Source organism: Bartonella sp. CE47NXGY (genome assembly GCF_042195415.1).
Lineage (GTDB): Bacteria > Pseudomonadota > Alphaproteobacteria > Rhizobiales > Rhizobiaceae > Bartonella.
The window spans coordinates 9,199-25,644 of record NZ_JBHIOI010000020.1; the positions used below are offsets into that span (position 1 = coordinate 9,199).

Below are 16,446 nucleotides of genomic sequence, written 5' to 3' on the forward strand. Positions count from 1 at the left end.
GTTGGCGTTGGCGGTGTCCCTGGTGGCGTTGGCGTTGGCGGTGTTCCTGGTGGCGTTGGTGGTGTCTCCGGTACTAATACTCCTGCTTCTGGTGCAAATTCATGTTCTGATGGGAGTTTTAAGACCCTTAACTCTGTGATCTGTTCTGATGGGGGGACTCATACACTAAAGAGAAGTACTATTGGTGTGTTGAAATTTGGCGATAATGCTATGCATGCAACAGGACAGGTTACTCAGAAAGACGTGTATACCGCAGGTGATAAAGAAGTCTTGTATTTAGTTCGAGGGACAACTGTTGAGTTAGAGAAAGTGTCTATTAGGGGGAAGGCTTTTCCAGAAGGTAGTGTTATTTTGAGTTCTAATGAAAATGATGATGCTAAAAATTTCAATGGTTATCTTAATGCAAAAATGGGGGCGGGGGTATTAGCAACGCTTAATTCAAAAGTTAAGCTAGAAAATTCAAGTATTAAGGAATTTATAGTCGGGGTTGATGCACAAAACGAAGGAAGGATTCATATGAAAGGTGGGGGGATCTATTATAGTCAGATAGGAGCTTCTACTGATTTTGCGTCATTTGTTTTTCTAGATGGAGTGAATTTTTATGCAGTTGGGGTTGGGTTGAACAGTTCTGGTAGATCTGGAATTATGATGCAATCTGGATCGATTAATCTTGATAAAGGGGCGGTGGGAGTTGTAGCAGGGTATAAAGGGGTTGTAAAATTAGATGAGGTTAAGATTAATATTAAAAAGGGGATAAGCGGGCGAAATAGTGTTGATTCTGTTGATTCTACAGAATCTCCAAATCTTATTTTCTTGTCAGATGGGGGGTCTATTTCTTTTAATAAAGGAAAAGTTGAGAGTTCTGATGCAGTTGTTTTGTGGGTTACTCGTGGTATTGACGAGTTTTTAGTCGGTGCAATGGATGATCGTGCTTTCGGAGCTGGTGTTTTGGCGAGTCGTTTTGTTATTGATGCTAATGGTGATCGTAATGATAATGGTGATTCTATTTATACAAAAGATGATATGCTTGAAATGAATGCACTCTATGATGTTTATCACGTTATGGATGATGCTTCTGAAGATGTTCTCTCTACTCTAAGATGGACTGTAGGTAATAGCAATGCTTTGCAATATATGCAAAGTATTACGGGTGATAGGGAGAATAAAAATTATTTTAAGATTAAAGCTGATATTAAAGAATCAACTATTCAAATAACCGGGAAAGATTCTTATGGCATATATTTTAATACGGTATCTTCAGAAGATGAAAAAGAATCAGGTGAAGAAGTAACCGTAAGAAGTTACGACGATAATGAGAGCATGCCGATGGTTCTTTTAAAAAAAGCTACTCTTAGAATTCCAGACGGTGTAGCTATTTATGGTGGTGATTTAAATGGTGCTGTTATTTTAGGAGAGGGTAGTGTTCTTTCGGGTGATCTATTTTTAAAAGCTGAAGCTCATTCTAATCTGTTAGTGCATGCTCATAAATCTTCAATTATAGGTGAAGCTCGTGTTGATGAGAATGCAAATGCTGCACTTTATTTGTCTCATTCAGGATTGTATTTAACAAAAAGTATTCATCATAAACAATCGGAGAGAAATACAAATCATATAGATTCAAAGCTTTCGTTTGTAGATCTTTCAGATAGTAATATTGTATTTTTGCCTCCAAGAAGTGAAGATGAAGGTTATCAAACACTGCAAATTGGAAATAGACGAGATGAAAACACTCTAGGTAGGGGTTTCCGTGCTCAGGGAGATGCTAGGCTTTATGTTAATGTGAATTTTGTTTCTGATAATTTAGATAATGTTAAGCTTGTGTCTGATAAGCTTTTGATTCATGGTGATGTTTCTGGAACAACGAAGGTGTATGTAAATGATACTTCTGTCATCACCACTTTAAATAGCCAATTAGAAAATGGAGCGAAAGTTCAGCGTCAAGGTGTACAAAATCAAGATCGACGGGAGGAAAATAGAAAAAAACCTGCCTCTCTTCAAATTATTCAAGTTTATGGAGAAGCAGAAGAAGATTCTTTTAAACTTGCTAATGAATATGTTACATTGCAGGGATCACCTTATCAATATGTTCTTAGGGCTTCTGGTCCAATGCAATATAGTGCTTCTGGTCCAATAAGATATTCCAGTAGACCAAGAAAACCTGAAAATAGACCTGAGGTAGTGTGGACTTTCAGCTTAGAAAGTAAATTAGAAAATGGTGAGAGGCGGCAAAGTATAGCTCATGGACCTCGTAATCGTATTAGTCCTAAGACACCTTTTGTGCGACCTGTTGTTTTTGATGTTTCGTCATCTGAAGATGCAGGCACTTTGTCTGGGGTAAATAGTTCTTCAGGATTAGATTCTTCATTAGTACCTGATCAAGTTACTGCTTCTGTTTTGCCAGGGAATCCTGAAACACTTGGAAGATCTGATGTAGAAGAGGCTGATGTATCTGTTGGAAATCCTGTTACAACTTCTGAATCAGAAGGACATACTCCATCTGCTTCACTAAGAGTTTTGACAACTGAGGAGACTGTTGATGGAAGTGAAGATACTTCTCTTATTGCTTCTCCTAATGGAACAGATAGTCAGAATGAAGTAGAAAATGCTACAGTGACCCACAGTGATACTGATACAGTTGATGTGAATAGTGATATTACAGAGGTTGGATTAATTCCGTCTCAGGCTGTTATATCTTCTGCTCCTCAATCTTTTACGCCGGAGAGTTCTGGACTTGGAAGGTCTGACACAGGCGATTCTGATGTGGAGTTAGGTCTTTTGGCTGGAATTTCGTCAGTCGCTGGAACTGAAGAAGGTACTTCATCTTCTACGTTAGATGTTCTTCCTGCTGAGCCTTCTGCTCCTCAGTCTTCTTTGTTAGGAAGTTCAGAGACTATAGAACCTACTACTTCTGGAAAAACTGGAAAGCCTAAGGCTTCTTCTTCCTTAGTTAATTCTACTGCGTCTAAGCAAGAGAAGCCTGCATCTAAGGAGATGGGAGATAAACCTGTAGGGCGTGTTCTACTTTCTACTGGCGGAGCCAATACACTTAGATCTGAATCGCAAAACCCTGGGGTTGTATATACTGTTACATCAACCAATGGTATAAAGCAGGAAGGTGGTTCTTCTCAATGTAGTGGAGATATGGGGAAAAATGGTGCGGAGAGATTGCAAGTTGCTTATTCTTGTGCCGATGGAAAATTACACACGATAACAGGACAAACACTGAAGGCGCGTGGTGATACTCAGCATTCTATGCATGCAAAGAGTAATACAGTTGTTAAGTTAGAAACTGCCACTATTGTTGGAGCAGAATCTGATAAAGGAAGTAATTTTGGTGTTACGCCATCAAAGTTTGTGAGTGCTGTGCTTGCAGAAGAAAAAGCAGAGATTGTTTTGGATAAAAACTCAACAATTCAATCTTCTGTAATTGGGCTTGAAGCTAAAAGTGGCGGAAAAGTTAAGATGATTGGTGGAACAGTAGATGCGCTTTATGTGGGTGCTTTGGCAGGTTCTGGATCGTCTGTTAACTTAAAGGATACAAAAATTAACGTGACGGGGAATTTTGCTGCAGCTGGTCTGGTGAGTCAGGCTGGTGAGGTAACCATGGACTCTGGAAAGATTGCTATTGAAAGAGGAGTGGCAGTAAGGTCGGAATCTGGAGGCAGCGTTAAGTTAGACAAAGTTAGCATTACTGCGAAAAAAGCGCAGAATAAGTTAGATTCAGCAGAGAATTTAGAGCGTGCAGCTTTTCTGGTGAGTGATAATGCTTCTGTTGATTTTAAGAACGGAAATGTTGTTACTGATGCCCATGCTGTGTGGGTTATGAAGAGTGGTGATGCTGTTGAGACGGGTTCTTCTAGGAGAAGGAGATCCTCTGACGTTCGTCCTACTATGAATCACGTAAATATCGAGTCTTCTGCTGTTAAAGTGGAAGGTGACGGAGTCTACGGTATATATTTTGATGGGGGAACACAGAAGGAAACGAGTCAACAAAATCGAAGTCAGGATTTAACAACTGAGAAAACAAATGTTGTTAAGCGGAGTACTGTGTCCAAACAGGAAAAAACGCCTATAGGCATAACAGGGACAGTTTCGTTGAAAAAAACTGATTTTGAAGTTGCAAATGGTATAGCTATCTATGGTAATAATTCTGGTGGTCGTGTTTTATTAGAAAATAAAACAACTCTTGCTGGTGACTTGTTATTAAAAGCCGAGAATGATTCGAACATGTTGGTTTCAGTTGATAGTTCTATTGTTACAGGCGGTGTTCGCGTTGATAAAAATTCTTATGCAAAATTAGACTTGGTTAATAATTCACAGTGGATTCTAAAAAGAAGTGCACAGAGGAATTTGGGGACTCTAGATTCAGGATGTGTGGATTCATGCATTTCTTCTGTAAGTCTTGTAAATAGTGCTATTGATTTTGCACCTTCGGAATCTGAAGGAAAATATCAGACTCTCCATATTGGAAATGGGAAAGGAACTGTTTATGCGGCACAGGGTAATGCTGTAATTCATCTCAATGCACGTTTAAATCCTCGTGATCCGAGTGATCAGCAAGTCACTGATCGGCTTGTCATTCATGGTGATGTTTCTGGAAAAACAAAAATACATGTACGAGGTGATGCGGGCAATGTAGGAGATGGTAAAGCGAATGCCAAGATTGCTCATACTGTTTCAATTATTCAGGTCTATGGTCAAGCGAAGAAAGACTCTTTCCAACTCGATGGCAATTATGTTGCACTGAGAAACTCACCTTACAAATACACCCTTCGTGCTTATGCTCCAGAAGCGACTTCGAAACAGGAGGATGTTCAGCAGAAATTTGTTAAGGATGGTGGAGAATTTTGGAATTTCCGTTTAGAAAATCAGTATGTTAAGTCTGTTGGATCTGCTGCCCTTCCTGAACAATTTGTAAGGTCTGTTGTTCCACAGGTTCCAACTTATCTCAGCTTGCCTAATAGTGTATTCCACGCTGGTTTGATGGATATTAGCAATCAAAATAAGCAATTGGAGACGTTGCGGATGACTTCTACAGGAATGGTAGAGGTTCGTGAAAATCCCGCTTTATACTTGCGCGGCTATGGTGGAAGTTATCATTATGCTTCAGATCTGTCCGCACTTGAATATGGTTATGACGGCGATCTTAGTTATAATGGTGTAGAGGCGGGTGTTCTGCTGCAAACTATTGAAAATACCGACAGTGCTATATCCTTTGGCATTATGGGAACTTATGGAAAACTTTCTTTGCAGCCTGTGAATGTTGAGTACAGTCAGAAGAGTGCATTTGATAAATGGACTGCTACGGTATATGGTAGCATGCAGCATAATGTTGGCTTCTATGTCGACGGTCTTTTATCCTATGGTCTGTTCAAAGGTGATGTTCTCACCCTTGCACGGGGTAAAACAGCAACATTAAAAGGTAATCCTTTGAGTGTTTCTTTAGCTGGTGGTCAGACAATTATGACAGGATATAAGGGCTTTGTCTTTGATCCGCAGGTTCAGGTTGTGTATCAACATCTCCAGTTTAATAAAGCCCGTGATATCGACAATTTTGATATTGAAATGGGTAACCTTAATCAGTGGGTAGCACGTGTTGGTGGACGCTTAACCAAGATTCCTACAGGTTCTGAAGGCGTGAATGCTATTGCTTTCTATGGTAAGCTTTATCTTGCTCATGGTTTTGAAGGAAAACAGTTTGTGCATTTCAATGATGCTTTCAAGTTAGGAGCTTTTGGTTCTTCTCTAGAGGCTGGATTAGGTTTTAATGCCAAACTGTTGCCACAGTTCTCTCTGCATGCTGATATTCTCTATCAACACAAGCTTAATAAGGCTGGTTTTTCGGGAACGAGTTTTTCCGGAGGAGTACGTTATCAGTTTTAATATAAGGTACACTATGTACCTTTTTAGAAAAGGCAGCACATTGTGTTGCCTTTTTTCTTTATAACAACTTGTGTTGTTCTTAAGAAATCTCGTCTTCTTTATTAAGCAAAAAAGACATAGTTTGTTTTATGCATGAGAGCACTTTTCTTCGCTAAAGCGAATTTTCTTAAAATTTATGCTGCTACTGATGCGATAGAGTGCTTCGCTTTTATCGGCTTTTTAAGCGTTCAGCAGACCGGTATGCGTTACGTTATCCTTTTTGGTACTGTATTGATATTATCTAATATAATATTTGATGTTTTCTAAAGCTCGTTTTTGAGAGTTTGTTTTCTACTGATTTAAGTCATTGTTTCATTCATCTCCTTGTGGATTAATTTTTAAAGTTCACAAGGTTTGATTGTGTTTTTAATTAATTGCACGCACTGGTTTTATTTTTTCTTTACACGAAATACAGAATGCATTATACACTTATAAAGTGTGTTTTTGCAATTGTTCTCTTATAGGTGGTTTTGGCGTAGAGCTTTTGCCAAATTTATTGGGATAATTCATTGCACAGTTCAGATGAGCATGAGGCATGTTCTTTTGTTACACTTTTCGTATTTTTGAGGTGTGCAATGGGGTGTTTTGTAAGTGCTTTTGTTTTTAATGAGAGGGGAAGGAAAGTTTCGAGGGAACTATGATTAAAGTTTTTAGAAATCATGTATGTTTATGTGCTTGTACAACAGCTATCCTCTCTTTGCTTCAAAATGGAAGAGAAGTGTATGCGGCTGCAGAGGGGAAGGATAGTAAACCTTATGTTATAAAGGTTATTCCAGTTGTCTCTGCTAATTCTTCTCCTCAGCTTAGCGGGAGTAATAAGCATAAGCTTCCTCTTAGTGGAGAAAGTGGTGATAATTATTATCCTCCTAATATGATTAATGTTGGCAATAACGATGATGGTATTCGTGGGGGAAATGATTATCGTAAGCTGAGTGGATTAGTTGGGGAGAATGGGCGTAAGGAAAATGTAGATAATACGGTTAAAAATGAGCACTCTGATGGAAGAGGAGTGAATCTTGGGTTTTATTACTATAATCGGTTGTATTATATATGCGATAATTGCGGGGAGTCTAAAATTGATAATAAATCTTATAAGATTACGAATGAGAACGCTTCCTTCTATCCTGATGATCCTACTGCTATAACGGTGAAAGGAATAGGTACAGAAGTTCGCGGGGAGGATGTAACGGTTAGTAGTCAAGTTGCTGATAAAACTTTTCTAGTGGGGGTGCATGTATTAGAGAACGGTAAGATTGTTTTGGAAGATCCGATTATCAAAAATACAGTTATAGCCCTTCGTGCGAGTGATGGAGTGATTGAGGTAAAAAATGGAAAAATTAAGGAAAGTCATGAGGGTGTTGATGCAACAGAGAATTCGTTTGTTCTTTTAGAGGATACAGAAATTAAGACAGCTAATGGGAATGCAAGTCTTTTAAGTTATGATCATTCAGAAATTTGGATGTCAGGTGGATCAGTTGATTTTATGAACAGCCATGGGATTTCTTCGATGTTAGGTGGAAAAGTAAATCTCGAGAATGTTAAAATTACTGGGAAGGGTGATAAAGGTAAGGATCGTGCGGTTGTGCATATGGATTTAGGGGGGGCTGTTAATTTAGAGGGTAATATTGTTAGTACTGGTGGGGGTATCCATGGCATATTATTAGAAAATATAGTCAATTCTATTCCTCTTCAGGAAGTTAAAGATTTATCAAATGAGGATTCTGATTCAAAAATTCCTGTGACTGAAGTTAATATGAAATCCTCTTCTGTTACCGTAAATGGTAAGGGATCTTATGGTATCTATTTTCGGGGAGAGAAGCCATGGAGTGAAGGTGGGGATAAAAAAGAAGAAATTTCATCAGAGGAAGAAAAAGCTCCACCACGATTAGAAGTTGTTAATTTGGATAAAACAGAGTTTTCTGTTTTAGACGATGCGGCTCTTTATGGTAAAAACATGATTTCTGGTGCGGTGGGGTTGGTACACAGCACTCTTCGTTCAGGGAATTTTTTATTAAAAGCTGAGGAAGGTGCTTCTATAACAGTTTTGGCGGATGCTTCTACTCTTGAGGGTCGCACACACGTTGATAAAGACTCTAATGCTGAGCTTTATTTGGGAGGCCGTTCTAAATGGATTTTACAACAACCGTTGCAAAAAGATCAACACGAGGCTGCACATGATTCTTCTATTTCACTCGTGAGTCTTATGGATGAGAGTTCTATTAATTTTAAAAGACACGAATCTTCTTCTGTTGATGATTATCAAACCCTTCGTATTGGAAAGGGAAAGGGTGAAGTTTATAGAGTACGGGATGGTGCCTCTATTTCTCTTAATACATATCTGAATAGTGGTGGTGCTCTTAATCATCAAAAGACGGATCGTGTTTTAATTCATGGTGATGTTTCGGGAAAAACAAAGCTCCAAGTGCATGGAGTTGCAGGAAGTCCAGGAGGATATACGGGAAAGGGGGGGAATGCTGAAGGTATTTCAGTCATTCAGGTTTCTGGACAAGCAAAGCAAGATTCTTTTCAGTTGGAAGGTGGTTATGTAGCCTTAAACGAATTACCTTATCAGTATAAGCTTTATAGTTATGGTCCAGAATCTGAGTTTGGAAAAGCAAGTATGGATCAGAGATTAGTTGAAGGTAACGGGGAATTTTGGGATTTTCGCCTTGAAAGTAGGTCTATAGATTCTGATGTTCAACCTAAACCAGATCCTTCTCCTAAGCCAATTCCGGGACCAGAACCTTCTCCAGAACCAGCTCCGGAGCCTCATCCTCGTCCTAAGCCGGGCGTTAAGGCTGTTGTTCCGCAGGTTCCGACTTATCTCCTTTTGCCTAATGCCTTACGTCATATTGGTTTGATGAATGTTAACAATCAAAATAAGCGGTTAGAAGCTTTGCGAATTACTTCTGGGGGCTTATTAGAAAGTCGTGAAAATCCTCTCTTTTTTGTGAGCGGTTATGGCGGCAATCATCGTTATACTTCAAATCTTTCCACGCTTGAATATGGTTATGGCGGCGAGTTTGATTATAATGCACTAGAGGCAGGTGTTTTGCTGAAAGCAATCGAAAATATGTATGGTTCCACTTCTTTTGGAGTTATCGGGGCTTACGAGAGATTTTCTTTGCAACCTTTGAATGTTGAGCAGAGTCAAAAAAGTACATTTGATAAATGGTCAGTTACGGCATATGGTGGTATGCAGCATGATGCAGGTTTTTACGTTGATGGTCTTGTGTCTTACGGCTTGTTTAAAGGTGATGTTCTAACAACTGCACGTGGCAAGACGGCAACATTAAAGGGTTTCCCTTTAAGTGCTTCATTGACTGCTGGTAAAACGTTTATGGTGGGGGAAGACGGTTTTGTTTTTGATCCGCAAGTTCAGGTTGTTTATCAATATCTTCAATTTAATAAGGTGCGTGATGTGGATGGCTTTGATATTGATTTAGGAAAGCTTCATCAGTGGGTAGGGCGTGTTGGAGGGCGTTTAACAAAGAGGCTGGTTGCTACTGATGAGGCTCAGGTTGTTTCTTTCTATGGCAAGCTTCATCTTGCTCATGGTTTTGAAGGAAAACAATTTGTGCATTTTAAAGATGCTTTCCAGCTAGGTGCTTTTGGTTCTTCATTAGAAACAGGATTAGGTTTTAATGCCCAATTGTCTCAAAAATTTGCGCTTTACGGCGATTTGGTTTATCAGCACAAACTAACGAAGGCTGGTTTTTCTGGAACGAGTTTTTCAGGTGGATTGCGTTATCATTTCTAGTGTTGTTCCTGTTTTTGATTAATCTTTCAAAAAGCCACAAGTTGTACTTGTGGCTTTTCTCATTATCTATTCATCTTGTGTTATAGCATTTTTACGAGAGTATGACTTTGCATATCTTTAATATGCTTTTAGGTTGGACTTCTTTCATTTTTTTGAAAAGTCTGAAGAGTTTGTACGTTATTGTTTCAAAACGCGTATTTCAGAGTGATTATTATATTATTTATAATATTTTGATTTATAAAGATATTTTTAATTTAGGGTGCTGAAATATTTTCAAGGATTTTATGATGAATCCATAAAAAGCATTCCTTTGTCTATTATATGTAAAATTGGCAGGTGGATAATCATTTAAGAAAGGAGTCAATATAATTTGGGGAATTATATTAAGAGGAGAGGATTTACAATATTAGAAATTAGCAAAGACAAAGATGCTACTCAGGCACAATGAGGGCTGTATCCGATGAACTTGATATTATATCCGCTGTCGTTGTGAAATGGGGATGGAAAAAATGAGAGATATCTGAGAAAATTGGTGAATGAGAAACATAATGACGTATTGTTTTTTGAAAGTGTGTTTTCTTTAAATGCATAAATAAAAAGATGAAGTCATGTGTCATCTTCACTTTTTAAAATATGGCTCTGAATGTTTTTGAATATTGTAAAGTTGAATTAAAAGGAAAAGGTAAAATCGGAACTGATTTTTACACGTTCCTACTTTTTATTAGACTGTCTTACCATGAAGATTGCCTAAAAGGCATATGTGAACTCTTGTTTCTCAATTTTGGCATATGTTTTGTCTGCTTACAGAGTGTACACTGTTTCAATATAATATTATCGTAAGGATGTTGATTATATCCGTTTTGGCGGTGATTAGACGGCAGTTAAAGTAGGTGTTCTTAATGCATGTCAACTGACTAAGGGTGTTTTTGACTAACAACGTTAAAGGTGATTTTTCTGTCGTTCTTCAGTTATATTTTTGCAAATTCTTTGTAAAAGCGACAGATTTAGATTGTATTTTCGAGTAATTTTTTTATTCCATATTTACATAAAACACAAAAAATATTAATAAACTCACGATATTAAAACCTAAACGTATTAAATATTTTTCTTTTGGTTAAGTTTTTTGATACGTTATGTATAGATCTTAGTAAGAAGAGGGGGGATTATGGTGGAATTATGGTCAATCTATTTAAAAATCGCTTCTCCTTATGTACTTTTACAACGGCACTTCTTTTTTTGACACACAATGTTGGTGTTTTTGCACGCAATGCTGAATCTCAGGTTATCTCTGGAAAAAAGCAGTCTTCATGTGATCAGAATGCAGCATTTTATCAGTGTTCTGATGGTGGAGCGCACGAAATTAATAATAAAGTTTATTCGTTAATGGATAAAAATGTTAATGGTGTTCATGGAGCCATGGAGGCGTCTAAGGAAGGTACAATTATTCGTGGCAAGAATATAACTGTTAAGGGTATTTTGGATGAAAAGAATAACTCGGAAAACAATTTTTGGAAATATGGAGTAAAGGTATCAGAAGAAGCGGGCGTCTTTCTGAGCGATTCCACGTTGAGTGGGGTTTTAGTGGGGGTGGAAGCTCAAGGTGGATTCATCGTAATGTCTGGTGGATCAATTGATGCAATAAAAGTGGGGGCTTTTGCTGGAGGAAAATCTCAAAGTGGTGTTGATTTAACGAATACGCAAATTAGCCTAGGGAGAGTTGGGGTTAAAGCAGAAGAAAAAGGATATCTTATTTTAGAGGGTGTCTCTATTACCGGCAAGGGGAGTACCGGCAAGGATGATCAAGGGCTGGATGCAGGTCGTCAGGCAGCTTTTCATATATCTGAAGATGGTTATGTTCAGTTTATGAAAGGTTCTGTTGATGTTACTGATGCTCATGGGCTTTTATTGCAGGGAGATAAAGCTCCTCAGATTAATATTGGAGATTCCAATATTACAGTGAAAGGTAATGCATTTTATGGTATACACTTTGAAGGTGTGGCAGCATCAGAAGGTTCGTCAGAGGGAAAATCATTGCGCGTTGATTTGAAAAAGACGCGTTTTGTCGTTCCAGATAGTATAGCTGTTTATAGCAGTCAATCTGGAAAATCTAAAATATTTTTAAAGGAAACAAAGCTTTTTGGGGATTTGTTGCTGAAGGCTGATCGTAACTCTTCTATAGAGGTTGTTGCTGATGCTTCTGCACTTGTCGGTCAAACTCAGGTTGATAACAGTTCTAAAGTCGACCTTATCTTGGGAAATAATTCACAGTGGGCTTTATTGCAACCAAGACAGAAAAAATTACAAGATCCTAATTATAGAGGTGTTTCGTTTATTTCATCGGTACACCTTTCTAATAGTTCCATTACTTTTGAAAAACCAAAGTCCAGTACTAATCATGCATATCAAACGCTTTATATTGGAAAAGGAACAGGTATTGTTTATCAGGCTTTTGGTGATGCTTGGATTCATTTGAATGCACGTTTAAATCCTAGTGATACAAGTGATCATCAAGTAACGGATCGGCTTCTCATTCATGGTGACGTTAAGGGAAGAACTATAGTCCATATACAAGGGGTTGCGGGAGGTTTAGAAGAAAAAAACGAAAAAGCGCATAGTGTTTCAATTATTCAAGTTTATGGAGATGCATCGTATGACTCTTTTCAACTGAATGGGCAGTATGTTGCATTAAATGGCGCGCCTTATAAATATGTTCTTCGTTCTTATGGCCCAAGTGTTACTAGAGGGGAGGAGCATGTTAAACAGAGATTTGCTTTGAACGGAGGAGCATTTTGGAATTTTCGTTTAGAAAATGAATATGTTCAAACTGCTGATTATAGAGAAACTCCTATGGTTTCTCAACGTACACCTCCTGCACGTGCTTCTGTTGAGGATATTATTCCCGAATCTTCTGGTGATGTTGTTCCAGCGTCTTCTACAGATAGTCTTTCTGAAATTGAAAATGTTTCTCCGTCTCAACGAGGTGTAAGATCTGTTGTTCCTCAGGTGCCAACTTATCTACTTTTGCCGAATAGTTTGTTCCACGCTGGTTTGATAGATATCAGCAATCAAAACAAGCAGTTGGAGATAGTACGGACTAATCTTAGTGGAATGTTGCAAATTCATGAAAATTCTGCTTCATTTTTGCGTGGCTATGGTGGAAGTTATCGTTATGCCTCAGATTTATCTGCGCTTGAATATGGTTATGGGGGAGATCTAGGGTACTATGCACTAGAGACAGGTGTTTTGCTACAAACTGTTGAAAATGTTGACAGTGTTATATCCTTTGGGGTGATGGGGTTTTATGGAAAGCTTTCTCTACAACCTCGAGATGTTGCACAAAGCCAAAAAAGTACATTTGATAAATGGACTGCTACAGTTTATGGAAGTATGCAGCATGATGTAGGATTCTATGTTGATGGTTTGTTATCTTATGGTCTGTTTAAGGGAGATGTTCTGACAACTGCGCGGGGTAAAACGGCAACATTGAAGGGTAACCCTTTAAGTGTTTCCTTGATGAGTGGTCAGAAAATTGCCACAGGATATGAAGGTGTTGTTTTTGATCCACAGGTTCAGGTTGTTTATCAGCATCTTCAATTTAATGAGGCCCGCGATATTGATAATTTTAATATTGAGATGGATAAACTTGATCAATTGATGGTGCGTATGGGTGGTCGCTTGATAAAGACTCTTACTGCGTCTGAAAAAGATCGTGATGTTTCTTTTTATGGAAAGATTCATTTTGCCCATGATTTTGGAAAAGAAAGGTCTGTGCGCTTTAAAGATTCTTTCCAGTTAGGGGCTTTTGGTTCTTCTCTAGAGGCTGGATTAGGTCTTAATGCTCGCTTGTCTCAAAAATTTGCGCTTCATGGTGATTTGGTTTATCAGCATAAGTTGAGTAAAGGTGGTTTTTCTGGAATCAGTTTTTCTGGTGGATTGCGCTATCGTTTTTAGGATGATCATCTTGAGGTAAGTTGTTTAAAAAACCACAAGCATAGCTTGTGGTTTTTTATTATTTGTTTGCAACTTTTTAAATAAGTTTTTTAAAAAAATGTTTTTTTTGCATGAGCAAGTTTGTTTCTTTTTAGAAACGAGATAAGGCTTTCTGGTTTGCAGTTTTTGCTTCTTATGCTGTTTTTCTTCCTTTAGTGTATTTTTATTAAATTCTCTTGAAAGCACTGCTTTGGGGTGGAATTTTTATTTCTATCTATATTTTTACGCGTTTTTATAAATAATACAATTTTAAATTGTGATATTTTGGGATTTTGGCTTTACATAAAACATAGGGTGGATATATAAAACACAAAACGTATTTTAAATTATCACGCGCAACCAAAGTTATTAAACAGAACGCGTGTTTTTTGTTTTTAGAGAAGGGGAAGAAAGTTTGTAGAAAATTATGTTTAAAAATCATCTCTCTTTATATCATTTTACAACGGTTATTTTTTTCTTTGTATACAATACTGATGCAGGTGAGATTTCTTCTGAGAAGAAGCCATATTCATGTAACGAAAGTGCCTCATTTTATCGCTGTAATGATGGTAAAACGCATGAAATTACCAAGAAAACTTATCAACTTACGGGTGAAAGTTCTTATGCTGCCATAGAGGCATCAGGGAAAAATACAGTCATTGAGGGAGAGGCTATAATCATTAACGGTGTTTCGAATGCACATGGACATTCAGAAACAAACGCTTGGACAACAGCTGTAAAGTCCTCAAATGGGGGAGGCGTTGCTCTATTTGATTCCATGTTAAATAACGTGTCGATAGGGGCCGATATTAATGATGAGGGAGCTTTTGAAATGCAGGATGGGGTGATTAAAGCAACCAGAATGGGGATCAGTGTTGGGGGTAAAGGGTCGTTTGTTTCTTTGACCAAGACAGAGATTAAGACATCTTCTGATGCGATAGGTCTTTTGAGTCATAATGGTGCAAAAATTTATATGAAAGGAGGAAAAATTGATTTTGCTGATGGTATTGGTGTTCAAACAGGAGGAGATGGAGAAATTAATTTAGAGGGCGTTTCTATTACTGGGAGGGGGAAACAGGGAACAAATACAGATAATCATCGTGAAGGTTCTGCTTTTAGTATGCTTCAGGGGAAAGGCTCTCTTAATTTCCAGAAGGGAAACGTTAATGTCGACAATGTTCATGGCATTGTAGTGCAGGGGAATAACCATAATGCTGCTCATATAAAATATTCCAATGTTTTTGTGAGAGGGAATGAATTTAATGGTATGCACTTTTTTTGGGAAGCTGTCTTAAATGATAAAAAAACAATTATACCTGGAAAAGGGACTGTCCATGTGACAAAGACAACTTTTATGGCTCCAGAAAGTACGGCTATTTATAGTCGCGAATTCGAAAGTTCTGTTAAACTCTCACAACATTCAAAAATTTCTGGAGATTCACTCCTGAAAGCTGTTGAGCGTTCTAATGTAAAGATTGAGGCTGATGCTTCTACCCTTGTAGGAGGCGCACATGTTGATGAAAGTTCTACAGCTAAGATAGATTTAAAAAATGGTTCAAAGTGGATTTTATCGCGACCAAAATATGACAAATTGCAAAATTCTGATGCTTCTGGTTCTAGGTTAAAAGATTATTCTTCTATTTCATCGGTTAATCTTACGGATAGTTCTCTTGTTTTTGAAGAATTAAAATCTAAAAAAACAAATGGTTATCAGACACTTCTCATTGGAAAAGGATTTGGGACTGTCTATAAAGCGCACGGTGATGTGAATCTTTATCTTAATGCATATTTGGATAAAGGCGGAACTCTGCAAGAGCAAAAAACTGACCGGCTTTTAATCAATGGTGATCTTGAAGGAAAAACAACAGTTCATGTTTATAAGATTCCTGGAAGTCCAGGGGCATTGACGGGAGATGGTGGTAATAATCAGGGGATTTCCATTATTCAGGTTTATGGAAAAGCCATGGAAGATTCTTTTCAGTTAAAGGGGGGGTATGTCACACTTGAAGCCTCCCCCTATCAGTATCATCTTAAGAGTTATGGTCCAGGCTCTGCTTTAGGGGCGGCAGATTCCAATCAAAGAGTGCTTAAAAACTCTGGAACATTTTGGGATTTCCGACTTGAAAGTCAATTTGTTGATTCCACTAAAGTTTTTCCTGTTCTTGATTTGGTTGTCCCCCCTTCTTCTGATGATATTCCTTCTTTTCCTAAAATTCATCCTAATATTACTGGAGGTGAGGATGGTTCTATTGATTCTAACTCTCAGCAAAAGTCTCAGGAGCCAAGTCTTTCTTCTCCTGTAGATTCTCCTGATAGGGATTCCCATCTTACGACCACACCTAATGTATCTGATGTTTTTGTACTTGAGATCCCCAATCCTCTTTCCTCTCTTGCACCTGTTGTTCCCGCTATTGCTGAATCTAATCCAGTTTCTCCACCTGCATCTGGTTCACCTGTTCCGCCGCATGTTTCACCCACTCCTTCTGTTGTTTCCCCAGTTGCATCTGGTTCACCTGTTCCGTCATCTGTTTCATCCACTCCTTCTGTTGTTTCCCCAGTTGCATCTGGTTCACTTGTTCCGCCGCATGTTTCACCCACTCCTTCTGTTGTTTCCCCAGTTGCATCTGGTTCTTCTGTTCCGTCATCTGTTTCATCCATTCCTTCTGTTGTTTCCCCAGTTGCATCTGGTTCACTTGTTCCGCCGCATGTTTCACCCACTCCTTCTGTTGTTTCCCCAGTTGCATCTGGTTCTTCTGTTCCGCCATCTGTTTCACCCACTCCTTTTGTTGTTACTC

General features: G+C 38.3%; 4 protein-coding genes. All 4 read left to right on the plus strand.

The genetic code is table 11. The features are described 5' to 3' along the window. Window positions 1-1,326: 1,326 nt before the first annotated feature. The gene (locus tag ACFIL3_RS06635; protein ID WP_404977459.1) at window positions 1,327-5,883 is read left to right on the plus strand and encodes an autotransporter outer membrane beta-barrel domain-containing protein; all 4,557 of its coding nucleotides are present in this window, start codon (window positions 1,327-1,329) and stop codon (window positions 5,881-5,883) included. Between the two features lie 676 nt (window positions 5,884-6,559). Beyond that, window positions 6,560-9,682 (plus strand): autotransporter outer membrane beta-barrel domain-containing protein, encoded by a 3,123-nt coding sequence (locus ACFIL3_RS06640; protein WP_375681958.1) that lies wholly within the window; start codon window positions 6,560-6,562, stop codon window positions 9,680-9,682. Between the two features lie 1,176 nt (window positions 9,683-10,858). Then, window positions 10,859-13,633, plus strand: a complete 2,775-nt coding sequence (locus ACFIL3_RS06645) for an autotransporter outer membrane beta-barrel domain-containing protein (protein WP_375681959.1) — start codon at window positions 10,859-10,861, stop codon at window positions 13,631-13,633. A 445-nt stretch (window positions 13,634-14,078) separates the two neighbouring features. Then, a partial coding sequence (locus ACFIL3_RS06650) for an autotransporter outer membrane beta-barrel domain-containing protein (RefSeq protein WP_375681960.1) occupies window positions 14,079-16,446 on the plus strand: 2,368 nt, incomplete at its 3' end.